General features: G+C 68.6%; 25 protein-coding genes and 2 pseudogenes. 14 read left to right on the top strand and 13 right to left on the bottom strand.

Going from position 1 to position 24,013, the window contains the following annotated elements:
- The first annotated feature begins 431 nt into the window (after positions 1 to 431).
- The gene (locus tag J8N05_RS20915) at positions 432 to 1,424 is read left to right on the top strand and encodes an aldo/keto reductase (RefSeq protein ID WP_210884875.1); all 993 of its coding nucleotides are present in this window, start codon (positions 432 to 434) and stop codon (positions 1,422 to 1,424) included.
- 384 nt (positions 1,425 to 1,808) lie between these two features.
- On the opposite strand, the gene J8N05_RS20910 is transcribed toward J8N05_RS20915, so the two are convergent.
- From J8N05_RS20910 to J8N05_RS20900, 3 genes are all read right to left on the bottom strand, one after another.
- Entirely contained in the window at positions 1,809 to 2,570 is a 762-nt protein-coding gene (locus tag J8N05_RS20910) for an SDR family oxidoreductase (RefSeq protein WP_210884873.1), read from the bottom strand.
- A 214-nt stretch (positions 2,571 to 2,784) separates the two neighbouring features.
- Positions 2,785 to 3,561, bottom strand: a complete 777-nt coding sequence (locus J8N05_RS20905) for an SDR family NAD(P)-dependent oxidoreductase (protein ID WP_210884871.1) — start codon at positions 3,559 to 3,561, stop codon at positions 2,785 to 2,787.
- A 289-nt stretch (positions 3,562 to 3,850) separates the two neighbouring features.
- The gene (locus tag J8N05_RS20900) at positions 3,851 to 4,699 is read right to left on the bottom strand and encodes an NAD(P)-dependent oxidoreductase (RefSeq protein WP_247706371.1); all 849 of its coding nucleotides are present in this window, start codon (positions 4,697 to 4,699) and stop codon (positions 3,851 to 3,853) included.
- Between the two features lie 103 nt (positions 4,700 to 4,802).
- Between J8N05_RS20900 and J8N05_RS20895 the strand changes: the two genes are divergently transcribed.
- On the top strand, positions 4,803 to 5,633 hold the full coding sequence (locus tag J8N05_RS20895; protein WP_210884868.1) for a helix-turn-helix transcriptional regulator: 831 nt from the start codon (positions 4,803 to 4,805) through the stop codon (positions 5,631 to 5,633).
- A gap of 119 nt (positions 5,634 to 5,752) precedes the next feature.
- Here the strand turns inward: J8N05_RS20895 and J8N05_RS20890 are convergent, their stop codons facing one another.
- Positions 5,753 to 6,127, bottom strand: coding sequence for a hypothetical protein (locus J8N05_RS20890; RefSeq protein ID WP_210884866.1), 375 nt, complete (start codon positions 6,125 to 6,127; stop codon positions 5,753 to 5,755).
- 513 nt (positions 6,128 to 6,640) lie between these two features.
- Between J8N05_RS20890 and J8N05_RS20885 the strand changes: the two genes are divergently transcribed.
- Both J8N05_RS20885 and J8N05_RS20880 read left to right on the top strand, forming a co-directional pair.
- A complete protein-coding gene (locus tag J8N05_RS20885; protein ID WP_210884864.1) occupies positions 6,641 to 7,312 on the top strand; it encodes a DUF2238 domain-containing protein in 672 nt (223 codons plus the stop codon).
- Between the two features lie 41 nt (positions 7,313 to 7,353).
- Positions 7,354 to 8,171: pseudogene (locus J8N05_RS20880) on the top strand (IS5 family transposase).
- Positions 8,172 to 8,337: 166 nt separating this feature from the next.
- Here J8N05_RS20880 and J8N05_RS20875 read toward each other — a convergent pair.
- Positions 8,338 to 8,709: a carboxymuconolactone decarboxylase family protein gene (locus J8N05_RS20875; RefSeq protein ID WP_210884862.1), complete on the bottom strand. Its 372-nt coding sequence runs from the start codon at positions 8,707 to 8,709 to the stop codon at positions 8,338 to 8,340.
- A gap of 196 nt (positions 8,710 to 8,905) precedes the next feature.
- On the opposite strand from J8N05_RS20875, the gene J8N05_RS20870 reads away from it, so the two are divergent.
- The 4 genes from J8N05_RS20870 (at position 8,906) to J8N05_RS20855 (ending at position 12,160) form a co-directional block, all read left to right on the top strand.
- Positions 8,906 to 9,799: a helix-turn-helix transcriptional regulator gene (locus tag J8N05_RS20870; protein WP_210884860.1), complete on the top strand. Its 894-nt coding sequence runs from the start codon at positions 8,906 to 8,908 to the stop codon at positions 9,797 to 9,799.
- 7 nt (positions 9,800 to 9,806) lie between these two features.
- A complete protein-coding gene (locus J8N05_RS20865) occupies positions 9,807 to 10,796 on the top strand; it encodes an aldo/keto reductase (RefSeq protein ID WP_210884858.1) in 990 nt (329 codons plus the stop codon).
- A gap of 75 nt (positions 10,797 to 10,871) precedes the next feature.
- Positions 10,872 to 11,306 (top strand): cupin domain-containing protein, encoded by a 435-nt coding sequence (locus tag J8N05_RS20860; protein ID WP_210884856.1) that lies wholly within the window; start codon positions 10,872 to 10,874, stop codon positions 11,304 to 11,306.
- On the top strand, positions 11,303 to 12,160 hold the full coding sequence (locus tag J8N05_RS20855; RefSeq protein ID WP_210884854.1) for an aldo/keto reductase: 858 nt from the start codon (positions 11,303 to 11,305) through the stop codon (positions 12,158 to 12,160). Before J8N05_RS20860 ends, J8N05_RS20855 begins: the two co-directional genes overlap by 4 nt.
- A 194-nt stretch (positions 12,161 to 12,354) precedes the next feature.
- On the opposite strand, the gene J8N05_RS20850 is transcribed toward J8N05_RS20855, so the two are convergent.
- The 3 genes from J8N05_RS20850 to J8N05_RS20840 form a co-directional block, all read right to left on the bottom strand.
- Positions 12,355 to 13,278, bottom strand: a complete 924-nt coding sequence (locus J8N05_RS20850; RefSeq protein WP_210884853.1) for a phosphatase PAP2 family protein — start codon at positions 13,276 to 13,278, stop codon at positions 12,355 to 12,357.
- A 96-nt stretch (positions 13,279 to 13,374) separates the two neighbouring features.
- Positions 13,375 to 14,334 carry a hypothetical protein gene (locus tag J8N05_RS20845; RefSeq protein WP_210884852.1) on the bottom strand — a complete coding sequence of 320 codons (960 nt, stop codon included), beginning with the start codon at positions 14,332 to 14,334 and terminating at the stop codon, positions 13,375 to 13,377.
- On the bottom strand, positions 14,331 to 14,672 hold the full coding sequence (locus J8N05_RS20840) for a PadR family transcriptional regulator (RefSeq protein ID WP_210884851.1): 342 nt from the start codon (positions 14,670 to 14,672) through the stop codon (positions 14,331 to 14,333). The genes J8N05_RS20845 and J8N05_RS20840 overlap by 4 nt, the downstream gene beginning before the upstream one ends.
- Positions 14,673 to 14,790: 118 nt before the next feature.
- Here J8N05_RS20840 and J8N05_RS20835 point away from each other — a divergent pair, with 118 nt between their 5' ends.
- The 4 genes from J8N05_RS20835 (at position 14,791) to J8N05_RS20820 (ending at position 19,044) form a co-directional block, all read left to right on the top strand.
- A complete protein-coding gene (locus tag J8N05_RS20835; protein ID WP_210884850.1) occupies positions 14,791 to 15,510 on the top strand; it encodes a GntR family transcriptional regulator in 720 nt (239 codons plus the stop codon).
- Complete coding sequence (locus tag J8N05_RS20830) at positions 15,507 to 16,520, top strand: ADP-ribosylglycohydrolase family protein (protein ID WP_210884849.1); 1,014 nt, start codon at positions 15,507 to 15,509, stop codon at positions 16,518 to 16,520. The genes J8N05_RS20835 and J8N05_RS20830 overlap by 4 nt, the downstream gene beginning before the upstream one ends.
- Positions 16,521 to 16,597: 77 nt before the next feature.
- Complete coding sequence (locus J8N05_RS20825) at positions 16,598 to 18,082, top strand: purine-cytosine permease family protein (protein ID WP_210884847.1); 1,485 nt, start codon at positions 16,598 to 16,600, stop codon at positions 18,080 to 18,082.
- Positions 18,079 to 19,044: a PfkB family carbohydrate kinase gene (locus J8N05_RS20820; RefSeq protein ID WP_210884845.1), complete on the top strand. Its 966-nt coding sequence runs from the start codon at positions 18,079 to 18,081 to the stop codon at positions 19,042 to 19,044. Before J8N05_RS20825 ends, J8N05_RS20820 begins: the two co-directional genes overlap by 4 nt.
- Positions 19,045 to 19,151: 107 nt before the next feature.
- On the opposite strand, the gene J8N05_RS48060 is transcribed toward J8N05_RS20820, so the two are convergent.
- From J8N05_RS48060 to J8N05_RS20800, 5 genes and pseudogenes are all read right to left on the bottom strand, one after another.
- Positions 19,152 to 19,556: a type II toxin-antitoxin system PemK/MazF family toxin gene (locus tag J8N05_RS48060; protein WP_308286984.1), complete on the bottom strand. Its 405-nt coding sequence runs from the start codon at positions 19,554 to 19,556 to the stop codon at positions 19,152 to 19,154.
- 165 nt (positions 19,557 to 19,721) lie between these two features.
- Positions 19,722 to 19,913, bottom strand: a pseudogene (locus J8N05_RS48055) (CoA-transferase); the annotation flags it as partial.
- The gene (locus J8N05_RS20810) at positions 19,910 to 20,053 is read right to left on the bottom strand and encodes a hypothetical protein (protein ID WP_210884842.1); all 144 of its coding nucleotides are present in this window, start codon (positions 20,051 to 20,053) and stop codon (positions 19,910 to 19,912) included. The gene J8N05_RS20810 and the pseudogene J8N05_RS48055, both read right to left, overlap by 4 nt.
- Before the next feature lie 156 nt (positions 20,054 to 20,209).
- Positions 20,210 to 21,085 (bottom strand): alpha/beta hydrolase family esterase, encoded by an 876-nt coding sequence (locus J8N05_RS20805; RefSeq protein WP_210884840.1) that lies wholly within the window; start codon positions 21,083 to 21,085, stop codon positions 20,210 to 20,212.
- 32 nt (positions 21,086 to 21,117) lie between these two features.
- Complete coding sequence (locus J8N05_RS20800; RefSeq protein WP_308286810.1) at positions 21,118 to 21,999, bottom strand: alpha/beta fold hydrolase; 882 nt, start codon at positions 21,997 to 21,999, stop codon at positions 21,118 to 21,120.
- Between the two features lie 107 nt (positions 22,000 to 22,106).
- On the opposite strand from J8N05_RS20800, the gene J8N05_RS20795 reads away from it, so the two are divergent.
- Positions 22,107 to 22,679 (top strand): TetR/AcrR family transcriptional regulator, encoded by a 573-nt coding sequence (locus J8N05_RS20795; RefSeq protein ID WP_210884837.1) that lies wholly within the window; start codon positions 22,107 to 22,109, stop codon positions 22,677 to 22,679.
- Between the two features lie 186 nt (positions 22,680 to 22,865).
- Positions 22,866 to 23,950 (top strand): IS630 family transposase gene (locus J8N05_RS48320; protein ID WP_456339978.1). Its coding sequence is split into 2 segments (ribosomal slippage): positions 22,866 to 23,391 and positions 23,391 to 23,950, totalling 1,086 coding nucleotides; the frame shifts between segments, so codons are not numbered across the junction.
- Positions 23,951 to 24,013 lie beyond the last annotated feature (63 nt).

Genomic DNA, 24,013 nt, shown 5'->3' with positions numbered 1-24,013 from the left:
CTTGGGCCCGAGTGATCGTCGAACCACGACACCGTAGCAACGGATCGTCGTCGGTCCACGGACTGCTCCCAGGATAGAGGCGCATATGCGCCTGGCAACAGCTCCTTTCCGGGCAAGTGGACGTGGCCGTTCACGGCGTATCGCTGTGTCAGAACTGCCGCGTGTGGAGCGTGGTGAGGGCCATCACCGTCCGCAGGGCGGCGCAGAGCACGAAAATGGGCGGGCCGTCCGGTGACGGCGCATGGCCGGAACGCATTCACGGTCGACTACAGAAAGGCAGACGGGTCTCGGAGCTGGAGCGGCTGCGCGCTCCGGCGGTGAGGACCCGGTCCTCGGGCTTGACTTCGAGCGCGCTCCAAATCCTAGCGTCGGAGGCGTTCGTCAGCCCTTGAGGTACCGCCCGGTCCGTCGGGCAGGAGGAGTATCCGCGCATGATCACCCGAACCACGCTCGGCTCGCCCGGTCTCACCGTCAGCGCGATGGGCCTGGGGTGCATGGGGATGAGCGAGAGCTATGGCGCCGCTGACTGGGATGGCGGCCTGGCCACCATCGACCGGGCCCTGGAGTTGGGCATCACGTTCCTGGACACTGCCGACGCCTACGGCACCGGGCACAACGAGGTGCTGGTGGGCCGCGCCGTCCACGGCCGCCGGGACCAGGTGCAGTTGGCCACCAAGTTCGGCATCGACCGCAGCGCCGGCGACCGGGCACGCCGCATCCGCGGTGCCCGGGACTACGTGCTGCGCTCCTGCGACGCCTCGCTGCTGCGGTTGGGCGTCGAGGTGATCGACCTGTACTACGCCCACCGCCCGCCCCAGGACGTGGAGATCGAGGAGACCGTCGGGGCGATGGCCGAGCTCGTCGAGGCGGGCAAGGTCCGCCATCTGGGCCTGTCCGAGGTCGACGGCGAACTGCTGCGCCGGGCGCACGCGGTCCACCCGATCGCAGCGGTGCAGAGCGAGTACTCGCTGTGGACCCGCGACGTCGAGGCGGTCACCCCGGTGATGGCCGATCTGGGGGTCGGGCTGGTGCCGTACTCGCCGCTGGGGCGGGGGTTCCTGACCGGCACCCTGGACCGCTCCGCACTGGGCGAGAAGGACTTCCGGCGCACCAACCCCCGCTTCGCCGGCGAAGCGGGCGAGGCCAACGAGAAGATCGCGCGGACCGTGCGCGAGGTGGCCGACCGGCTGGGTGCCACTCCGGCGCAGGTGGCGCTGGCCTGGGTGTACGCCCAGGCCGAGCGGATCGGGGTGGCGGTGGCAACCATTCCGGGCACCCGCAGCCCGGCCCGGCTGGAGCAGAACGCGGCCGCACTGGATCTCACCCTGGATGCCGAGGCGCTGGCCGCGCTGGACCCGCTGAGCGACCAGGTGACGGGCGAGCGCTACACCCCCGCGCACACCGCTGAAGTCGCTCGGGGCTAGCCGGTGGGCCTGATGTGCACGACACCCAGTTCGACGACGGCTTCCGGCAGTACGTAGCTGTTGGCAGCATCGCGGCGTTCGGCGTGATGGGTCTTGGCACGGGTGAGTCGTTCACCAGCCGACCTCTCAGCCGACTGCGCAGGAAAAGGATGACCACCGTTCGTACCGGCAGCCACGACCGGCGCACCCGGGCCATTCCTCGCACTCCGAAGGCCGACAGCCTCGTACGCCAAGGCGACTCGGTCCTGGAGCACATCACCACCCAGGCCATCAACGCCCTCGACCGGACCCAGACTGATCCCCGCCTCCTTCAATCGTTGGCCGGTGAGGGCTTGCGGGGTGCGGGTGGCGATGAGCGAGGAGGCTGTCGGTGGGGGAGAAGCGTCAGCCTTCGCGGCCGGGGAGCATGGCCAGGGCCTGGGAGCGCTGTGCGACGAGGTCGTCGTAGGTGCCGTCGCGTTCGGCCCAGCGGTGCATGAGGACGCCCTTCACGAGGATTTCGTGAGGGGTGGGGTTCTCCGAGAGCAGGTGCATGACCTCGGTGGCGAAGTCGTCGAGCGGCAGCGCGTGCGGGTTGACCATTTCCTGGCTTGCTGTGGCGACGGCCGGGGGAACGAGCTCGACGACCCCGACACCGGTGCCGTCGAGCTGCGCGCGCAGTGCCTCGGAGTAGGCGTGCACTGCGGCCTTCGAGGCGGCGTAACTGGGCATGGGCGGGAACGGCAGGAAGGCGATTCCGGAGGTGACGGTGATGAAGGTGCCGGTGCCCCGCTGGACCAGGTGGGGGGTGAAGGCGTCGATGACTCGGATGGTGCCGAGCAGGTTGGTGTCGATCGTCGTCTCTGCCACCTCGAAGTGCGCCGGGTGGCGAAGGTCCTCCGGGAGCATGACCCCCGACATGGTCACTACGGTGTCCAGCTCGGGGTAGCGGGCGAGCACGGCATCACGAGCGGACGCGACGGAGGTACTGTCCGTGACGTCGATATCGAACGTGCCGAAACCTTCCCCGGCGAGTTTCGAGAGTGCCTCTGGACTGCGGCCGCCAACGGCCACGGTGCTGCCTGCCGCAGCGAACCGCCGGGCCAGTTCTCGCCCGATGCCTGAGGTTCCGCCGACGATGAGCACGGTGCGGTTGGAGAGATCCACGGGATCTACCTTTCAGCCAAGGGCGCCGATGGCGCTCAGGCCCGGCGCGAACAGTGATGTTCTCGGTTTTCTGCAAAACGGTGCCATCGCAGTCGTGACGGCATTCGCTGGATGTGGGGGACCCCCGTTTCCCTGGTCCAGCGAGGAGGGAGCCGGTAACCGGTGGCGCGCGGTGGCGCTGCGCGCTCTCCAGCCAACGGGCCGGATGGTGCTGTTACTTGGTGTAGCGGGTGGCGAGAGCCGGAGACTGGCCGCTGAAGGCGGCGAGGTCGGCGGTGAACACGTCCTGGAGGAGCTGGTGGTCCTCGACGCCGGGGGCGCTGACGATCTCGCCCAGGTCCAGGCCGCGTAGGGCGCCGGTGACGAGGTCGTCGGCGCTCATGCGGGGAACGGCGCTCATGTCCAGGCCCTGCGAGGAGTGGAACTCGGTGGCCACAACGCCCGGGCAGACCACCCCGACGGTGACGCCGGAGCCCTCGACCTCGGCTGCGAGGGTCTGGGTCATGGCGACCAGGTAGGCCAGCGTCCCGGCGTACACGGCGCGGCGGGGCATGACGCTGCTGTCGGCGGGGCCGGAGAAGGCGATCATGCCGGCGACGTTGAGGATGGTGCCCGTTCCGCGCTGCTGCATGGGGCCCACCGCGGCGCGCATGAGCTGGGTGGGGGCGAGGACCTTGACGCTGACGAGCTCCTGGGCCTTGTCGGCGGGCAGGTCGGCCAGCGGCATGTAGTGGGAGACGCCGGCGTTGTTGACGAGCATGTCCAGCGGCTCGGTGGCGCAGATCTCCGCGAGGGTGTTGATGCCCTCGGTGGTGGCCAGGTCGGCGGTGACGGTGCGCACGGTGGTGTCGGGGTGGGCGGAGGCGAACTCCTGGAGGCGCTCCTGGCGGCGGCCGACGATGATCAGGTCGTAGCCGTCGGCGGCGAAGCGCTCCGCGAACGCCTTGCCGATGCCGGAGGTCGCGCCGGTGACGAGTGCGAGCTTGGTCATGAGAGTCCTTTCGAAGACTCGGCTCAGGCGGCCGGGTCGGTGGGGGTGCGGTGCAGCCAGGCGAACTCGCTGCGGTATTGCGCGGCGACGCGGTCGGGCTGGTCGGCGCCCAGGTTGTCGCCGTCCGGGGGGGTAGCCCTGGCGGTCGAGGAACCAGGACTGGAACCGGTAGGGGGGGCTGGTAGTGGGGGGCTGGTAGTGGGCCAGTTCGGCCAACGCGCGGTCGCCCGCCACGTGGACGGCGGGCGGGCCCACCCGGTGTACGGCGCTGATGCTTTTCATGCCGGCCTCAGCCGTTGAGGCGTGTCAGTAGCGCGGGCAGGCTGCGGGCCCCGGACAGGCCCCGCTCGGTGACCTCCTCGGCTCGGATGCCGGCATCGCGCATGGCCTGGTCGAACAACTCCATGTCCAGCGCTTCCACCTTGGACAGGTGCTCGACGTTGTCGGTCCGGACCATGGTGTTCAGCAGGCTCAGCGCGGCGCTGGCGCCGCTGGCGAGTTTGAGCACGTCCAGCAGCGAGAGGAGGTCAAGATCCAGCTGGTCGACAAGGGCGATGATGTCGGCGATGGAACGCTGGTTGAGCATCAACAGCGCGTTGTTGAACAGCTTCGCCGTCTGCCCCGCACCGGTCTGCCCGAGGTGCACGACGTGCGCGGAGAACGCCTCGAACACCGGGCGGCACTGCTCGAACGCCGCGTCGGGCCCGCCGACCATGCAGGTCAGCCGCTTCTTCTCGGCCGCCGTACGGCCGCCGCTGACCGGCGCGTCCAGCACCGCGACCTGCCGGGCCACGCACTGCTCGGCCAGACGGGTGGCGATGGCCGGGACGCCGGTGCCGTGGTTGACGACGATGGCCCCGCTGCGCAGGTGCGGCAGCATCTGGGCGATGAGCCGCTCGACGTCCTCGTCCGTGCCCACGCACAGGGCGACGACGTCACACGAGGCCGCCAAGTCCTCCACCGAGTCCGCCGCCTGGTGCGGGATCCCTGCCAGGGGCTCCAGGGAGGCGGGGCGCCGAGCCCAGACCCGCAGGGCGAAGCCGGCTTCCGCCACGGCGCTGGCCATCGGCAGACCCTGGTCGCCCAGGCCGATGAACCCGACGACGGGAGTGTTCTTGGGCGCTGTGGTTCCGTTCACGAAACCCAGCGTCCTCACTATTCGGATGAATAGGCAGTAGACCCGCTTTCCTGGGATTACCAGTACCAGGCTAGATAAAAGCGCTCTCTGTCACTATGGCGATATGCCCACCACCGAACTCGGCGGAGCCCTGCAGGCCTGGCGCAACCGAGTCACCCCTGACCAAGCCGGACTTCCCGGCGGTGGCCGCAGGCGTACCCCCGGACTGCGGCGCGAAGAGCTGTCCCAGCTCGCCGGGATCTCCGCGGACTACATCATCCGCCTCGAACAGGGACGCGCTCGCAACCCCTCCCCGCAGATCATCGAATCGCTCGCCCGCGCCCTGCGGCTGGAGAACGGTGAACGCGAGCACCTGTTCCGGCTCGCCGGCCTCGCCGTGCCCGGACCTGGCACCGTGCCCCGTCACATCACCCCCGGCGTCCACCGCATCCTGGACCGCCTGGACTCCACGCCCGTCGCGGTCTACGACGCCACGTGGACCCAGCTGCTGGCCAACCCGCTGTACACCGCGCTGATAGGAGCGTGGTCCGGGCCGGACCTCAACGCCGCGTGGCGAGCGTTCGTCACCTCCACCACGCGCGTGCGCCAGACCCCGGAGTCCAACGGGGCACTGCAGCGGCTGCTGGCCGCCGACCTCCGCCGCACCAGCGCCCTGTATCCGCAGGACGCCGCACTCACCGACCTGGTCGTCCAACTGCAGCGCCGTAGCGCTCTGTTCGGCGAACTCTGGCAGTCCGGCGTGAGCGCCGAGCACCAGTCGAGCCGCAAGACCATCGACCATCCCACCGTCGGCACGCTCACCCTGGACTGCGACGTCCTCCACGTCGCTGGGAATCATCTGCGGATCATGGTCTACACCGCCAAGCCCGGCACCGAGGACGCCGAACGCCTCGCACTCCTGTCGGTGATAGGGACCCAGACCCTCACCGGCTGATGCGCACGTACCGGTCGTTGAGCGGGTCCTTGCCGTCGGACCGCTCCCGGGCCGGGGTCTGGGGATGCCTGCGGCACGGGGCTGTTCCAGGCGCACGGCTACGTTTGCGCTGGACTGAATCAGCTGGCTTCGCGATCCTCCAGCTGTTTGACCAGGCGGTAGCCGCTGGTCAAGCTGAGGTCCATACGTTCGCGTAGCACTTTGACGGCTTTCACGCTGTGGCCCTCGGCGAGCAGAGAGGCCAACTCGCCCATCAGGTCCGAGTCCAGTGCCTCCAGGTTTTCCAGAGCCTGGGGGTAGTCGACAGGCAGAGCCTTGCCGGAGCGGAGCAGTTGGAGTGCAGCCTGCGCTTCGGGCAGGCCGAGACCGGTTGCCTTGCGCAGGCATTTCACGGCCTTGGCCTCGCGCCCGTCCGCCACGAAGGCATGAGCTTCTTGCTGAACCTCTGCGGCCACCGGCGTGACCAGTGCGATCTGCTGTTTGCTGCCCGACATTCTGCGCCCTCCAGATCTCCCCGTAGACCGCTCTGTTACCCGCTGTGATGTCGATGAAGCAAGCGAACGCCGTGCCGTTGGCAGCTGCGTCGTCCTGTCTGCGCAGGGATACGGCGGTTCCGAACGACGCGATGTCCGCGCGGTCTGCGCGGGGATCCCAACCTCTGTGATGGCGAACGGAGCGAGATGCTCCTTGCCGAGGAACAGCGTGTGGGCGATCGAACGGACGCCAGTCTCCTCGCCCGAGTCGTTGAATCCCTCGGACGTCCAGGCAAAAGAAGAGGACCCGGCACCGTATGCGTCGGCTTTCGTACGTTGTCTCCCGGCAGGGGCAACAACGCTCCCACGCCGAGGCCGTGGAAGAGGGCGCGCCGCCTCCCGCACCGATTGCCTTCCGCCATCACTCACTCCGACCGGGGCGGTGCAACGCGGTGGTCTGAGTACACGTACTCATGAAAGCGCTCGTGGGCTGGCCCGATAGTGAGGGCCCGCCCTGAATACGAGGAGCAGTCCATGACCGCCATCCACCCCGCCCCCGCTCCGACGCTGGATGCGGGGTTGCCGCCCCGGCGTCGTCTGCCGGCAGCCCTGGCCGTCGCGGTGACCGCGGCGCTCGTCGTGTCGAGGTTCGGCGCGGCCGATCCGACGACCTGGCTGCTGGAGACGGTGTGGGTGATGGCGGGCCTGCCGCTGGCGATCCTGCTGCGCCACCGCTTCCCGCTGAGCGGTCTGCTGTGCGCTCTGCTGGCGGCGCACGCCCTGGTCCTCATCGTGGGAGGCCACTACACCTACGCGGAGGTGCCCGCAGGGGACTGGGTGCGCGACTGGCTCGGATGGGACCGCAACCCCTACGACCGCTTCGGCCACCTCATGCAGGGCTTCGTCCCGGCCATCCTGGTACGCGAACTCCTCGTCCGCACATCCCCGCTGCGCGGCAACCGCTGGCTCGCCCCGCTCACGGTCTGCGCCTGCCTCGCCTTCAGCGCCGTGTTCGAGATGCTGGAATGGCTCGCGGCGGTCACCGGAGGCGAGGCCTCGGACGCTTTCCTGGGCACGCAGGGAGACGTCTGGGACACCCAGTGGGACATGTTCTGCGCCCTGATCGGCGCCACCTGCGCCCTGCTGCTCCTGAGCCGTGCCCATGACCGCGCCCTTGCCCGTCTTAGAGGCCCTAACAGAAGCTGATGATCGTGTGACTATCGGCTTGATCGTTCGTTGGTCTTGTCGTGGCGAAGCGTGAGTCGCGGCCGTGGATCGTGTCGGATGAACTGTGGTCGCTGATTGAGCCGTTGCTGCCCGAGCCGGCACAGAAGCTGGTCGAGGGCAGACCGCGGGTGCCGGACCGGCAGGCGCTGTGCGGGATCCTGTTCGTGCTGCATACCGGCATCCAGTGGGAGTACCTGCCCCAGGAGCTGGGCTTCGGCTCGGGCATGACGTGCTGGCGGCGCCTTGCCGCCTGGAACGCGGCCGGGGTCTGGGACGCACTGCATCTGGTGCTGCTGAAGAAGCTGCGGGCGGCGAAGAAGCTGGACTGGTCGCGGGCGGTGATCGACTCCTCCCACGTGCGGGCGGCCCGGCGGGGCCCAAAAGCGGGCCCAGCCCGGTCGACCGCGCACGGCCGGGCAGCAAGCACCACGTCGTCACCGACGCCCAGGGCATCCCGCTCGCGGTGTCGCTGACCGGCGGAAACCGCAACGACGTCACGCAGTTGCTGCCACTGCTGGACAAGATCCCAGCGGTATCCGGCGTCGTCGGCCGATCCCGACGCAGACCTGATGCCCTGCTCGCAGACCGGGCCTACGACCACGAAAAGTACCGGCGCCTGCTCTGGGCCCGCGGCATCCGCCCCGTCATCGCCGAGCGAGGCGTCGAACACGGATCCGGCCTGGGCTCTTTGCGCTGGGTGGTAGAGCGCACGATTGCCTGGCTGCACGGCTTCCGCCGCCTGCGGATCCGCTGGGAGCGACGCGACGACATCCACGAGGCTTTCCTCGGCCTCGCCACCTGCCTCATCACCCACCGGCACGCACAACGCCTTTGTTAGGACCTCTTAGTCAAGGCAGGTCGACCGCCACCTCGTGAGGGGAGGACGCCACGGCGGCGCCCAACGACGACCAACGACGACCAGCGACGACCAACGCTGACAACCACCGACAGTTAAGTCGCAGGTCGCAGCGTTGATCGAGAGTGGCGAGCACGCGGACACCGGCTCAGTCCCGCTCGTCGACGATGCGCTTCAGCACCCCCGTCGCCCCCATCCCGTTGGGCCAGCCGGCGTAGAAAGCCAGGTGCAGCAGGGCCTCCTGCAGTTCCTCGTCGGTGACACCGTTCTGGCGGGCGAAGCCAAGGTGGAACTGCAGCTGGTCCATCTTTCCGAGCGCGGTCAGAGCGGCGATGGTGACGAGGCTGCGGTCCCGCTTGGACAGGTCCTCGCGCTCCCATACCTCGTCGAAGAGGACCCTGTCGGTGTAATGAACCAGCCCCGGGGCGAAGTCTCCGAAGGCATGCTTTCCGCCGGTCCAGCCGGTCCAGCCGGTCCTGCCGGTCCCGCCGGTCCCGCCGGTGTCTGCGTTCTCAGCCATGCTCTCTCCCATTCCGCGTCGGTTCTTGCGCTCGGCTTTCACGTCGACCTCCGTCGGTCGAGCGTCGAAGGCGCGAAGTCAGCGATGTCGATGACACCGCTTGACGTGCCGGGCGAGGAAGTCCCTGGTGAAGGGGGTACTGACAGGGCATCCCTCCGGCATCCCGCACAGTGGAATCGCGCCTTAGCGTGGAGTCATGGACGCCAGGAACGAAGCACGGGAGTTCCTCATGTCCCGTCGAGCGAACATCACGCCCGAACAGGCCGGGCTGCCGGTCTCCGGGCACCGGAGGGTGGCGGGCCTGCGCCGCGGCGAGGTGGCGATGCTCGCGGACGTGAGCCCCGAGTACTACGCCAAGATCGAGCGCGGCCAGCTGGCCGGCGTCTCGGACGCGGTCCTTGAGTCGCTCGCCCGGGCGCTGCAGCTGGATGACGCCGAGCGCGAGCACCTCTTCGACCTGGCCCGGGCGGCCAACGGCGCGGCCCAGCCCGTGCGCAGGCGCAGGCCGAAAAGGTGGGTGGCCCGAGACAGCCTGATCCGGGCGCTGGACGCGATCGTGGCCGGGCCCGCGTTCGTGCGTAACGGACGGATGGACGTCCTCGCCACGAACACCCTCGGCCGCGCCTTCTACGACGAGGTGTTCGACGGGCCCGGCGAAGGGAACCTGGCGCGCTACTGCTTCCTCGACGAGCGGGCCAAGGCGTTCTACCCCGACTGGGAGGCCGCCGCCGACGTCACCGTGTCGATCCTGCGCACCGAGGCAGGCCGGGATCCGCGGGACAAGCAGTTGCACGACCTGGTCGGCGAGCTGTCCACGTGCAGCGACGCGTTCCGTACCCGCTGGGGAGCACACAATGTGCGTCGCCACGGATCGGGCACCAAGGAGTTCCACCACCACGAGGTCGGCGACCTCACCTTGATGTACGAGGGTCTTGAGCTGACCGCCGAGCCCGGCCTCTCCCTCCTCATCTACACCGCAGAGCCCGGGTCGCCCAGCCAGGAGCGCCTGCAGCTGCTTGCGAACCTCGCCGCCACGTTCGCCGCGCGGCCGCCCCGCGCCGAGTACCCGGACACGATCCAAGGGAGCTGACCCGAACATGCACACCCGAACGCTCGGACACGACGGCCTGGAAGTCTCCGCCATGGGGCTCGGCGCGATGGGCATGTCCCAGAGCTACGGCCCCAACCCCGGCAGCCGCGACGACATGATCGCAGTGCTGCGCTCCGCGGTCGATGAGGGCGTGACCTTCTTCGACACCGCCGAGGTCTACGGGCCCTACGTCAACGAGGAACTGGTCGGCGAGGCGCTGGAGCCGATCCGCGAGCAGGTCGTGATCGCCACCAAGTTCGGATTCCACATCCAGGACGGCCGGAGCGTCGGCCTCAACAGCCGCCCCGAGCAGATCCGTTGCGTCGCGGAGGAGTCCCTGAAGCGGCTCCGTACCGAGACGATCGACCTCTTCTACCAGCACCGCGTCGACCCCGACGTGCCGATCGAGGACGTCGCGGGCACGGTCGGTGAGCTGATCGCCGAGGGCAAGGTCAGGCACTTCGGGCTCTCCGAGGCCTCGGCCGCCACCATCCGCACCGCACACGCCGTCCACCCTGTGACCGCGGTCCAGAGCGAGTACTCGCTGTGGACACGGGATCCCGAGGCGGCGGTGCTGCCCGCGCTCGCCGAGCTGGGCATCGGATTCGTGCCCTTCAGCCCGCTCGGCAAGGGCTTCCTCACCGGCACCGTCGACACCTCCACGACCTTCACCGACGGGGACATCCGCGGCCGGGTCCCGCGCTTCGAGGCGGAGAACCTGGCCGCGAACCAGGCACTCGTCGACCACGTACGTCAGCTCGCCGGTGCGAAGGGCGCGACGCCGGGCCAGATCGCCCTGGCCTGGCTGCTCGCGCAGCAGCCCTGGATCGTGCCGATCCCCGGCACCCGCCGCACGGCACGCATCAAGGAGAACACCGCCGCCACGGCTGTCGCGCTGTCCGCGGACGAGGTCGCCGACCTCGACGGCCTCGCCCAGCGGGTCGGTGTCAGAGGCGACCGCTACAACGCCGAGCTCATGGCCTACGTCAATCGCTAGGGCCAAACCAGAAGCAGAAGCAGAAGCAGAAGCACCCCAGGCCAGAATCAGCAGCACAAGGAAAGAACGAACGACATGACCGCCACCGAATTCGACCAGATCTTCCCGATCGGCGAGAAGAACGACGCCTTCGCCCCGTACTTCGTCGGCCAGAGCTACCTGGCTCCGCTCGCTTCGGGGAGCGTCCCTGTCAGCAACGTGTCTTTCGAGCCGGGCTGCCGTAACAACTGGCACATCCACCACGGCACGGCCGGCGGCGGGGACCAGATCCTGCTGTGCACGGCGGGCAGCGGCTGGTACCAGGCCGAGGGCGAGGACCCCGTCAGCCTGGGGCCGGGAACGGTGATCCGTGTCCCGGCCGGCACGAAGCACTGGCACGGCGCGAAGGCCGACTCGTGGTTCTCCCACGTCGCCTTCATCACCCCGGGTGAAGACGTCAGCAACGAATGGCTCGAACCCGTCACCGACGAGGCGTACGGCGAGCTGCCGAAGAACGGAGCGAACGCATGACCATCCTGGACGATACCTACACCCTGTCCAACGGCGTGGAGATTCCCAAGCTGGGTCTCGGCACCTGGTTCGTCGACGACGACAAGGCGGCCGAGGCGGTCCGGGCAGCCGTGGAGATCGGCTACCGCAACATCGACACCGCTCAGGCGTACGGCAACGAGCGCGGTGTCGGCGAGGGCGTGCGCACCTCGGGGGCGTCCCGTGAGGAACTGTTCGTCTCGACCAAGCTCGCTGCGGAGATCAAGGACCACCATCAGGCACTGGCCGCGATCGACGGCTCTCTTGAGAAGCTGGGCCTGGAGTACGTCGATCTGATGCTGATTCACAGCCCGCAGCCGTGGGACGACTTCCGCGGGGGTGACTACGCCCAGGGAAACCGGGAGGCGTGGCGTGCCCTGGAGGAGGCTCACAAGGCCGGCAAGATCCGGTCCATCGGCGTCTCCAACTTCCAGCAGGACGACCTGGAGAACATCCTGCGGGGCGCGACTGTCGCCCCGCAGGTGAACCAGCTGCTCGTGCACGCGGGCAACACCCCCTCCGAGCTGCTGGCGTATTGCGAGAGCAGGCAGATCCTCGTCGAGGCGTACTCGCCGATCGCACACGGCGCGATCCTGAGGAACGCCGAGGTCCAGGCGCTGGCGGAGAAATACGGTGTGTCCGTCCCGCAGCTGTGCATCCGCTACACCCTGCAGCTCGGGACGGTGTCGCTGCCCAAGACGGCGAACCCCGACCACATGCGCTCCAATGCCCAGGTCGACTTCGAGATCTCCGACGGGGACATGGACACCCTGCGGGACCTGCGTGATGTGGACTACGGCGAGCACAGCGCTTTCCCCGTCTTCAGCGGGAAGTGAGTCTGAGACCGAGATAGGAAGTCGGTTGCCGCGCCGGGCGACACCGGCCTGTTGACCGGAGTACCCGGAGTACGGGGGACAGGCTGGGCGGTAGCGCATCCCCGCTCGGGCGTCGACGGCTTCCACGACTGGGCGGTGGCGTCGGAGCGCCGGTGTGCCAGGACGCTGGTTCCCGCCCGGAGCCGGCCGGGTGGTCAGTCCAGGGCGGGACGTGCGCGGCGTGCGGTGAGTGCGGGCCGCCCGACCGCGGCGTACCAGACCAGGGCCGCACATATGAAGGCCGTCGCCGCGGAGACCAGAGACCTGGTGAGGCTGTCGTTCCGTGCGCCGGAAACGAGGGCTACGGCCAGTGCCAGCGTCAGGGTGATGACGGACAGCGCACGGGAGCTCCGCGTGGCGCCTGGCGCGGCGGCCGGCGGCAGCAGCCAGGTGGCGAGGCCGTAACAGGCACAGGCCAACAGCGCGGCCCCCAGTACTTCGCTGGGCCGATGGCCGCCCATGGTCGCGCTGGCGGCGGCGATGCAGGCGAGCCACAGCACACCGGCCGTGGCGACGTACGGGCGGATGCGGGGGGACACCACGAGGACGGCGGCGAGGGTCAGCGCGGCGGGGATGGCCGTGTGCCCGCTGGGGAACCCCTGATCAAGAAGATTCTCGGGCGCGCCCACCAGATCGGGGCGGGGCAGGATGCTCGATTTGAGCACCTCCTTGCCCCCGGTCGTGAGAATGACGACCCCGAGCGCCGCGCATCCCTGCCGCCAGCACCGCCGCACCAGGGTGAGGACCACGATGACGGCCAAACCCACCATCAGGGTGGGCTTGGCGCTCAGTTCCATCGGCGGCAGGGGCGTCGAGCCGTAGGACGCTCCTGACAGGGGGTAGATCCATGCGGCTTCGCCGCCCAGTTCACTGAGATCGAACAGGGCGTTCTCGGCTCGTTGCCCCCACGGGGTACAGATGGCGAGCAGGTAGACCGTCAGGAATCCCAGGGTGTACAGCAGAGCCGGCATCCACGGCCGTGCCGTACGCGGCGGGGCGAGGCCGTCGGAGGCCTCGGGGGCCTGCTGTGAGGACGCCGGACGGTGTGCGGGCAGGATCGGAGAATCGTGCTGAGGCATTGCTCGGTTTTTCTTCCGTCGGGGGAGTTCGGTCACGCACGTCTTTGCGGCACGACGTGGGCCGCCGGGCTCGGCCGGCCCACCGTGGCGCCGCTCCTATTCGGCGAGCGCCTGCCCTTGTCGGCGCTGGGCGGTGAACGCCAGGGCGGGGAGGGGGGCGACCAGCAGGAGGAGGACGACCAGGTCGGGAAAGGACTGCATGAACGCGTCCGGCTGGACGACGATCGCCTGCGTGCGGACGATCGCTACCGCCGCGACGGGGATCAGCCAACGGTGGTCGCCGGTGGCGGCCGTCGCCACCCACGCGGCGATCAGCGCGGTGGCTTCGAGGACGAACAGGCCACGTTGGAAGGTCGGACTGACGGAGATGATGTGCAGGCTCCCGGCAATGAACATGGCGAGTACGACGGGGGCCAGCCAGCGGTAGGAGCGGCGTCGCAGGCGGCTGGGACGGCAGAGCGCCAGCACGGCGCACGCGGCGCAGAGTGCCCCCGAGAGCACCAGGTCATGGGCGGTTATCGGGGCACCCAGCCCGTAGTAGCTCAGGCCCGCCTTGCCCTCGTCACCGAAGAACGTGTTGCTGTTGAACGTGGCACCGGCGTAGATCATCACCGCTGCGGCAGGCAGTGCGATCCAGGCCCTGCCGCGCAGCAGGGCGATCAGGCAGATCAGCGGAAGCAGCCCGTAGGGCAGCAGCCGTGTCCGGCCGCCGGGACCTTGCGCCCACGGGTACCAGCCGGAGAAGGGGAAGGCGATGGCATTCCCGCCGGGATCGATGTGCAGGGCCCAATGCCATACGTCCTGCAAGTAGGGAACCAGCGCCAGCGCGGCGAGGACGAGAGCGGTCAGATGGATGCCGTCCAGCCACCAGGGCCGGGCCGTGTCGTCGACGACGGTACGTGCGCGGGCCTGCACCCCGGCACGCGTCAGGGCGACAACTTCCCGCGGCGGGGGCCAGGAACGGCCGGGATACGCCTCGGACAGGCAGGTCAGCACTTCTTCTCCCTGCCGGGAACGGTAGGGCTCGGGAAAGGCCGCGAGCAGCAGACGGTTCATGCCGGGGCCGCCCCGGCATCCCGCGAGCGTCCCATGACGACAGCCGCCGCCTGCTGCATCCTGAGTGCCTCCCGGCCGAGCGCTTCGGCGCCGTCCTCGGTGAGCCGGTAGTAGCGCCGCGCGCGTCCGTCCACGATCTCCTCGTCGCCGGGGGCCACCAGCCCGGCCCGTTCCATCCGCTCCAGCGCGCCGTAGAGAGTGCCGACAGCGATCCGGAGCCTTCCGCCGGTGGCCTGCTCGGCAGCCTTGATGATGCCGTAACCGTGCAACGGACCATCCATGAGTGCGGCAAGGATGAAGTACTGCGGTTCCGTCAAGGGCGTATTCTGTCTGGTCATTCATCGAGCATATATCGAGCTACGAAATATATCTGCCAACCCTGATGGTCAACGGCACTTCGGCCCAGTTTTTGGACAGGTGTAGACAGGTCGGGTGGCTCGGGCCTAGGTTCTAGACATGCCTGGACAGGTTTACAAGCATCATCGTGTCGCTCATGTGCTGGCCGAGGAGATCCGAGCGGGGGTACATGCCGACGGCAGCAAGCTGCCCGGCGAACACGCGCTGCGGGAGCGGTTCGGAGTGAGCCGTACGACCGTGCGGCAGGCTCTCAACGTCCTCGGCGAGCAGGGACTCATCGAGACGCACGCCGGTATCGGGTCGCTCGTCACCTTCGACGGCACACCCCTCGACCAGCGGCTCGGCTGGACCCGTGCCCTTGCCGCGCAGGGCACCGAACTGACGACCGAGACCCTGCGCTTCGACCGCATACGGGACGAGGCTCTGGCCGGTGAACTGGGCTTGCAGTCACCCCGGTTCATCGCTCTGGACCGTGTCCGCCGACTGGTCGGCGGACACGGTGTCTCGCTGGAGTTCAGCCGCGTACCTGCCGTCGCGGCCCTCCTCGACCTGCCGGAGCGCGGACTCGACGAGGGCTCCCTGAGCCGCACCCTCGCGGCCGCGGGGCGTGTGCCCGACTCCAGCGAGGCCCATATCTCCGTCGTCGGACTCACCTCGGACGAGGCAGCGATCCTGCACCGCTCACCGGAAGAGTCCTTCCTCCGCGTCGCCCAGGTGTTCCGGGGCGCGGACGGGGACGTCGTCGAGCAGGTCACCAGCCTGCTCGATCCGTCCAGGTTCCAACTGCACGTACGGACCGGCCGAGGAGCCCACCTATGACCCCCACACCCGACCCCGCCCTGCTCGACCGCGCCCTCGGCGCCTTCTACGGGCTCGCGCTGGGCGACGCCCTCGGAATGCCGACGCAGGTCATGTCCCGCGCCGATGTCGTACGGGTCTACGGCACGCTGAGTGGCTTCGAGCCCGCGCGGCCCGACAACCCGGTGAGCGCCGGAATGCCGGCCGGGTCCATCACGGACGACACCGAACAGGCGGTGATCGTGGCACGGCTGCTGGTCGAGGGCGGCGGGCACGTCGACCCCCTGCGGTTCGCGGAGGAACTCCTGTCCTGGGAGAAGGAGATGAAGGCCAAGGGGTCGTTCGACCTGCTCGGTCCCTCGACGAAAGCGGCCCTGGACGCGGTGACACGCGGCGTCGACCTCACGGAGGCCGGCAAGCACGGCACGACGAACGGCGCCGCGATGCGGGTGACGCCGGTCGGTATCGCGTTCGGTGTCGACGACACGGAACGGTTCCTGGACCGGGTCGTCGAGTCCTGTCAGGTCACCCATGACACGACCATCGGGATCGCGGGAGCGTCGGCCGTCGCCGCAGCCGTCTCCACAGGCATGGCCGGCGGCTCGCTCGACGACGTCTTCGACGCCGCGGTCGCGATGTCGGCGGCCGGTGCCAGGCGCGGGCACTGGACAGCGGGCGCCAGCATCTCGGCCCGTATCGACTGGGCACGCGACCTCGTGACCGACCTGGACACAGCGGAGGCGCTCGACCGGATCGACTCGCTCATCGGCACCAGCGTGGCCAGTCAGGAATCGATCCCGGCCGCGTTCGCGGTACTGGCGCTCACGAACGGTGACCCGTGGCGCTCCGCGCTGCTGGCCGCGAACCTCGGCGGTGACAGCGACACGATCGGTGCCATCGCGGGCGCGATCGCCGGAGCCATGGGAGGGCTCAGCGCCCTGCCCGTCGACGCTGTTCACACCCTGCGTGAGGTGAACGATCTCGAACTGGGTCCTCTGACCCGGCAGTTGCTCACCTACCGCACTCGCTGAAGTTCCCCGTTTTCTGTTTCCCCCTGTTTTTCCTCTGTTTTTCCCTCTGTACCGAGCACAGGCAAGGAGGTCCCGCGATGGCCGCTTCAACGAAGAACGACCGCGTCGGCACCGTGGAGACCCGTGGGATCGAACCGGTCCCCGACAGCGAGCGGCACGGTCACGCGAGCCAGATGTTCTGGACGTGGTTCGCCGCCAACATCTCACTCCTCGGGCTGCCGCTCGGCGCGACTCTCGTCGCCTTCCGCGGCCTGAACATCTGGCAGGCCGTTCTCGTCGCGGTCGCCGGTTCGGTGGGCTCGTTCGCGCTCGTGGGTGCGTTGAGCATCGCGGGCAAGAAGGGCGGTGCCCCAGCCCTGACGCTGTCCCGTGCGGTGTTCGGGCAGCGTGGCAACCACGGGCCGACCCTGGTGACCTGGCTGAGCCGGGTCGGCTGGGAGACGATCACCACGACCACAGCGGCGTACGCGCTGCTCGCCCTGCTCAACACGGTCTTCGGCGTCGAGCGGGGCACGGTCCTCACACTGCTCTGTCTCCTGGTCTTCATCGCCTGCACACTGCTGATCAGCGGGCTCGGGCACGCCACCATCATGTGGATCAACAAGTGGGCGACCGTGGTCTTCGGAATCCTCAACCTCGTGGTGATGGGCTTCCTCGTGGCGACCGTCGACTGGTCGAAGGTGCTCGACAGCCCGGCCGGCCCTGCCAGCGGCGTCATCGCGGGCATCGGATTCATCGCGGCGGGCACCGGCATCGGATGGGCCAACGCCGGTGCGGACTACGCCCGTTACCTGCCGCAGGCGATCCCGGGCATACGGCTCGTGCGCGCCTCGGCGTTCGGTGCCGGCATTCCCCTCGTCCTGCTGATCTCCCTGGGCTCGCTCCTCACGGCCGGTGATCCCACGCTCGCCACCTCCGCCGATCCGGTCGCGGCGATCAACGCGATGCTGCCGTCCTGGATGGCCGTTCCGTATCTGATCGCGGCGTTCGGCGGGCTGCTGATGTCCAATCACCTCTCCACCTACTCGGCCGGACTGACGATGATCACGCTCGGCATCCGGGTACCGCGTGCGTGGGCGGTCGTTCTGGACGTCATCCTGATGTTCGCCGGTGGCATCTACTTCATGCTCATCGCGGACGACTTCTACGGCCCGTTCAGCACCTTCCTGACGCTGCTCGCCGTGCCGATCTCCGCCTGGATCGGTGTCATCGCCGTCGACATGGTCCGCGGCCGGCGGTACGACCCCGCCGGCCTGATGGACACCGGACGTGGCAGCCGGTACTGGTACACCGGCGGGTTCAATCTGCCCGCCGTCCTCGCCTGGCTGGCCGCGATCGTAGCCGGACTGACCTTCACCAAGGCCGCGACCGGCGCCGACGATGTGTGGTTCGCCGGCCCGTTGGCCGATTCCTGGCTCGGCACGAACGGCCTCGGGTGGCTCATCGCGATCGTCACAGCCGGCGCGGTGTACCTGCTGCTCGGACGGCGTACACCGCTGAGCGCCGATTCGGCCCCCGACTCCGTCCCCGGTACCACCACGTTCGAGGAGGCCACCCGATGAACGACGACTACCGTGTCGTCCTCGTGGGGAACGTCATCGTCGACCTCGTCATCGAGGTGCCCAACCTGCCCGAGCGCGGGGGCGATGTCATCGGAACCCGCACCGAGCTGTACGCGGGCGGTGGCTTCAACACACTCACCGCGGCGCGCAGACTCGGCGCCGAAGCCGTCTACGCCGGGCTCCACGGCACCGGTCCCTATGGAGAGCTGGTGCGTTCCGCGCTCACGGCAGAAGGGATCGGACTGGTCCTTCCGGCACGCTCGGACGGCGACACCGGGTTCTGCGTGGCGCTGGTCGACGGAGGAGGGGAGAGGACCTTCGTCACGAGCTTCGGCGTCGACGCACGTATGACGGCGGATGAGACGGCGACGATCGCCGCGTCCGTGCGGGGCCGCGACCTGGTGCAGGTCTCCGGCTACAGCCTGGTGATGGAGGTGAACGGCCCGCTGCTGTCCCGCATGGTCGCAAGCCTCGCGGAAGACGTACGGGTCTGTCTGGACCCCGCGCCGCTGGTGGCGGACATCCCGGCCGGGGTACTGAACCCGGTCCTGACCCGGGCCGACTGGCTGAGCTGCAATGCGCGGGAGGCCCAGCTGATGACCGGGGTGGCGGAGCCGCGGGAAGCCGCACATGTGCTGCGCGGGCGAATGCGGAGCGGGGCCGGGATCGTCGTACGGGCCGACAAGGACGGCTGCTGGCTGTCGGCACCGGATGCTCATGACGTCGTGCACGTCCCCGGGTTTCCTGTGAACGCGGTCGACAGCAACGGGGCTGGGGACGCGCATGTGGGCGCGTTCTTGGCGCTGCTGGGGCGGGGAGTATCCGCCTACGACGCGGCGCGCGGAGCGAACGCGGCAGCGGCTTTGGCGGTGACACGGAGGGGCCCCGCGACCGGGCCGACCTCGGGCGAACTGGCCGCGCTGCTGGGCGAGGAGACATCGAGTGCGCTGGGACTGAGCTGACGGACTTCCACTACCGGCGTCAGGCCGCGGCCGCGCGGCTAGTGGCCGGCGTGGGTCATCTCGCCCAAGATCGCTCACGCTGTGGCGGGCGTCGTCTTCTTCTTCGTCTACCCGAGTTCACCGAGACGGAGGGCGTCCCTTATCGCGCTGAGCTTCGCGGTCGTTTCCGGGGTCCGCTCCTGCGCTTGGTCAGCGAGTTGGAGGGCGTCGTCAATCTCGCTGAGCTTCACGGAGGACAGGACGGCCTCCCGCTGTATCAGGTCGTCCCGGGACACAGTGGTCAGCCACGTGCACGGGGTGAAGCCTGGACGCGGGAAGGCGAGCCGCAGCACGCCTTCGAACGGCAGTCCTTCACCGGTGCCGATCGACACTTCGATGCCCAGACCGCTGATGTCGACGCCCGCCGGATCGACGACCTGCATCACCTGGATCGCGGACGTGTTCTCTTCCGAGAGCAGTACGACCAACCTGCGCTCGTCGAACTGGACCCACCAGACTTCGCCACGTCGCACAAGTCCTCCAGGTACTGGGACAGATACTGGGACGGCAGGCAGACGCTGTGCGACCCTGACGCGCTGTGGAGACGGGCGCGGCCACCGTTGATCATCGGCGCGTGAAGACAAATGATCATGTGGTGGACGCAGGAGACAGCGTAGACCCTGCTCGCTGGCAGGAAGGGTTCGAGGGCCTGATGAGCCCTTGTCGGTGCCGCAGTTGTTGGACGCCACGGCGAGAGCGCTGGTTTTGCTCCGGTGCAGGGCGCGGATGAGCATGGTGGGGATGCCACAGAGGTCGAAACCGCCGACGGCGAGGGTCGCGCCGTCCGCGATGTCGGCGTCGGCGGTGTCCGCGTCGGTCACCTTGTTCATCGGGCCGCCTTCCGCCCGTGCCGCGAGGCTGTGGCCGTGACCCGTTCGGTCACCGATCCGAAGCCGATACGGGTGCTGCCGCCGAGCGGCACGTACTCCCAGGCCTGCAGATGAGATGGTCGCGCACCGCGAACCGGCATCTGCTCCTCACCTGACCAGCCGCAACGCAGCGACGACCACACCCGTCGGCCGGCCCTGGCTCTACCGGCGATATCCCTCCTCCAGCCAGAACCGTGGTCCTGTTCGCTGTTCGAACGTGATCACCCTTGTGCCGGGGTCACCGCAGCACGTGCGTTTCAGAGGTCGAAGAACTGGGTCATGAGGTCTGCTGTGTCGATCTGGTGGCTGGTCTTGCCGATGAGTGCCGGGGCGGAGGAGGAGGGGGCGGGGACGGTGTGGCCGCCGCGGTGGATGGTGTAGAGGACCACCGGGGGGACGCCTTCTGCCTCGTACGTTGTGCGTTCGACCTCGGTGGGGTCGGCCGTGGTCTTCTTCGGCAGACGGGTGACCGTGGGTTCGGTGGTTATCCCGTTGCGCTCGGCGAAGTAGCGGGCCGTGCGGGTGGCCGACCAGGTCGGGCCGCCTGCTTTGAAGAGGGTGCGCAGGGCCCAGTTCATGGTGCCGCCCTGGTAGGAGACGATGGGGTCCTTGGTGCCGTGGATCAACAAGACCGGCAAGGAGGCCCGGGGTGCCTGACCGGCGAGGAAGTTCTCCGGTGCGGGCATGGTGGCGGCGATCACCGTCGCACCCGCCAGCAGGTCGGGTGTTTCGTGGGCGAGGCGGATGACCATCTGGCCGCCGTTGGAGTAGCCGACGGCGTAGACGCGGTTGGGGTCGATGCGCCGGTCCGAGGCGAACGTGGCGATGACCGCGCGGGTGAAGCCGACGTCGTCGATGTCGGCTCGGCGGGCCGGAAAGCGGCTTTCGCGGCGGGCGTCGTTCCAGTTGCCGCGGAAGCCGTCGAGGTAGGCGACCAGTGCGCCGCGGGCGGCGAGCGCGTCGAAGACGCCGCCGGTGAAGGCGCGGTGTTTGTCGCCGGTCTGGCCGGATCCGTGGAAGACCAGGATCAGTGGCTTGGCATCGCCCGGCGCTGGGGTGCCGACAAGAGTGAAGGTGCGGGTGGCCCCGGCGACGGTGACACTGCCGCGGGTGGCTTCGAGGAGGCTGGACATGGCGTTCCCTCGGTACATGGTGTTCCCTCGGTTCAGACGAAGAAGTCGATCAAGGTGCGCGCCATCCATTCGGGCGCTTCCTCGGGCAGGAAATGCGCCGCACCTGGAGCGACGGCGCCGCTGGTGTTCGAGGCGACCTGCCGCACCGCCTGCTCGACGCCGTCACGCATGCCGTGCTCGCCCCCGATGGCCAGAACCGGAATGTCCAGCGGCCCCTCGGCGGCCAGCGCGACCACCTGGTCGCCTGACTCTCCCGCGCGGTAGAACTCGAAGCTCGCGTGCAAGGCGGCGGGGTCGCGCAGGGCGTCGACGTAGACGTCGACCGCGGTTTGAGGAATGGCCTCGGGCGATGCGGCTTTGGTGGCGAACTGGTGGCCGAAGTAGATCTCCTCGCGGCCGGACACCATGCGCTCGTTGATCTCGGCCAGACGGTTGAAGACGAAGTGCCAGGCCAGCTCGTTGACCTTGGGGGGCATGAGCAGCGGAGGCATCGGGGTGAAGCCGGCGAGGACGGCTTCGGCCAGCACGAGCTTGGTCACCCGGTCGCGATGGCGGGCGGCGAGCACGTAGCCGACCATCATCCCCATGTCGTAGCCCGCGACGTGGAAATCGTCGTGGCCCAGGGAGGTCATCAGGCCGGTCATTTCGTCGGCCAGGGTGACTGCGTCGTACCCGCCGACAGGTTTGCTGCTGGCGCCCATGCCGCGCATGTCGGCGGCCACGACCGTGAAGTGCTCGGCGAGAGCGGGCATCACCAGCCGCCAGCCGTACCAGAACTGCGGCCACGCGGGCAGCAACAGCAGGGCCGGGCCGGTCCCGCCGACCACGGCGTGCAGTTCGACGCCGTTGACGTCAACGGTGCGGCTGGTGAAGGTGTCACCGAATCCGGCGGGAAGGTGCGGGACGGCGTCCACGGTGAAAGGCATCGGTGTCTCCTCGTTGCCGGACCCAAACCATAAGTGGATGAGTCATCCGCTTTAACGTAGCACGACCGGATACCCCATCCAGTTATGGTGTGGGTATGAGCACGCCACCGTTGCGCAAGGACGCCGCCCAGAACAGGCACCGCATCATCGAGATCGCCCGGCGATACGTCGATGACGGCAGACCCCTGCAGCTCAACGACGTGGCGCGGACCGCATCCATCGGCGTGGCCACCGTCTACCGGCACTTCCCGACGCCGGAAGCGCTGCTGGAGACCGTCGCGCTGCCTGCCATCGAGAAGCTGGCGCGGCGAGCCGAGCACGCATTGGCCGAGGACGACCCCTGGACGGCGTTGCGTGATTTCCTCGCCGCAGCGATCGAAGTCCTGCTGACCGACCCGGCGGTCCCGCCGGTGTTCGCCGCAGCCACTGACACCCTGGAGCACACCGGCGACCTCAAACGAAGGCTCGCCACAGCCTTCGCTGAACTGCTGGCACGCGCGCACGCGGCGGGAGTCATCGATTCCGGCGTCACCGAGTCGGACATGATCCCTCTGATGTGCGGCATCGCCTACGCCGCGAACATCCAAAATGCCCTCGACCCGACCGAACGAGCCACGCTCGGCCTGCGCTACCTCGACCTGCTCCTCACCGGCCTGCACCGCCCCTGATCACGCCAACTCCCGGTATAGGGCGTCAGGCTGACCACCACAGCAGGTGCCCGGGCCCTTGTCGGGCCGGTGGAAGGATCAGGCGGTGGCAGGCGGAGGAGTTCGCTGACTGCGAGGGTCTACTGACCTTGCTGACGTGATGTCGTGGGGGTCGACAAGCTGTGGTTGTCGCAGTAGGCCGGTCACATGAGGTATCCGCAAGGGGGCGGGCTGACCGCGGAGCGACGGACGTTTCGCGAGCACATCCGGATGCAGGCGGCCGAGTTATTCGCCCTGGGACACGACAACGCCACCATCGCCAAGCAGTTACGTGTCAGCGTGCGGTCGGTACAGCGGTGGCATCAGGCATGGGAGCACGGCGGAACGCCGGCCCTGGTGTCGAAGGGGCAGGCGTCCAGGCCCAAGCTGAGTGAGGCACTGTTCGAGGTTCTCGAGCAGGAGCTGGCCAGGGGGCCGGTGGCGCACGGCTGGCCGGACCAGACCTGGACGCTGGCGCGGATCAAGACGCTGATCGGGCGCCGGTTCCACAAGAGCATGACGCTGTCGGCGATCGCGCAGATGCTGCACCGGCACGGCTTCAGTCACCAGGTCCCGGCCCGCCGCGCGAGCGAGCGCGACGAGGACGCAGTCACCGGGTGGGCGAAGGAGACATGGGCCCGGGTGGAAACGCCGTGGCGGCGCTTGGGGCCTGGTTGTGCTTCGAAGACGAGGCCGGGTTCTCGATGACGCCGCCCACAGCCCGCACCTGGGCCAGGCGCGGACACACACCCGTCATCCGAGTGCGGGGCCGCTCCCAGCGCCGTTTCTCCATCGCCGCTCTGGCCTGCTACAAGCAGGGCGAACGCTCACGCCTGATCTACCGGCCCAAACAACACGTCGACCACAAGCAGGGCGGCAGACGCAGCTTCACCTGGACCGACTACCGCGACCTGCTCATCGCCGCCCACCAGCAACTCGGCGCACCGATTGTGCTCGTGTGGGACAACCTGAACGTGCACAAAGACCGTCGGCTGCGGGAGTTCATCGACACCCACGACTGGGTCAACTGCTACTTCCTGCCGTCTTATGCACCCGATCTCAACCCCGTCGAGGGCATCTGGTCACTGCTGCGACGCAGCAGTCAGGCCAACACCGCTTTCACCGACCCTGACCACCTCATGAGCGCGCTTCGGCACGGTCTCCGCCAGATCCAGTACCGCAGCAACCTCGTCGATGGATGTCTCTCCGAAACCGGCCTCACCTTGACGACATCACGGCAACAACCTCAGTAACCGCCGGTTCCTCTGCCGCACCTGGCAGCGCAGGAGCTCATGGATCTGCTGGTCGGCCGTTCC

Origin of the sequence: Streptomyces liliiviolaceus (assembly GCF_018070025.1) — a bacterium.
GTDB lineage: Bacteria > Actinomycetota > Actinomycetes > Streptomycetales > Streptomycetaceae > Streptomyces > Streptomyces liliiviolaceus.
Note: the sequence above shows the minus strand (reverse complement) of the source record. Positions and strands in the feature narration are given on the sequence as shown.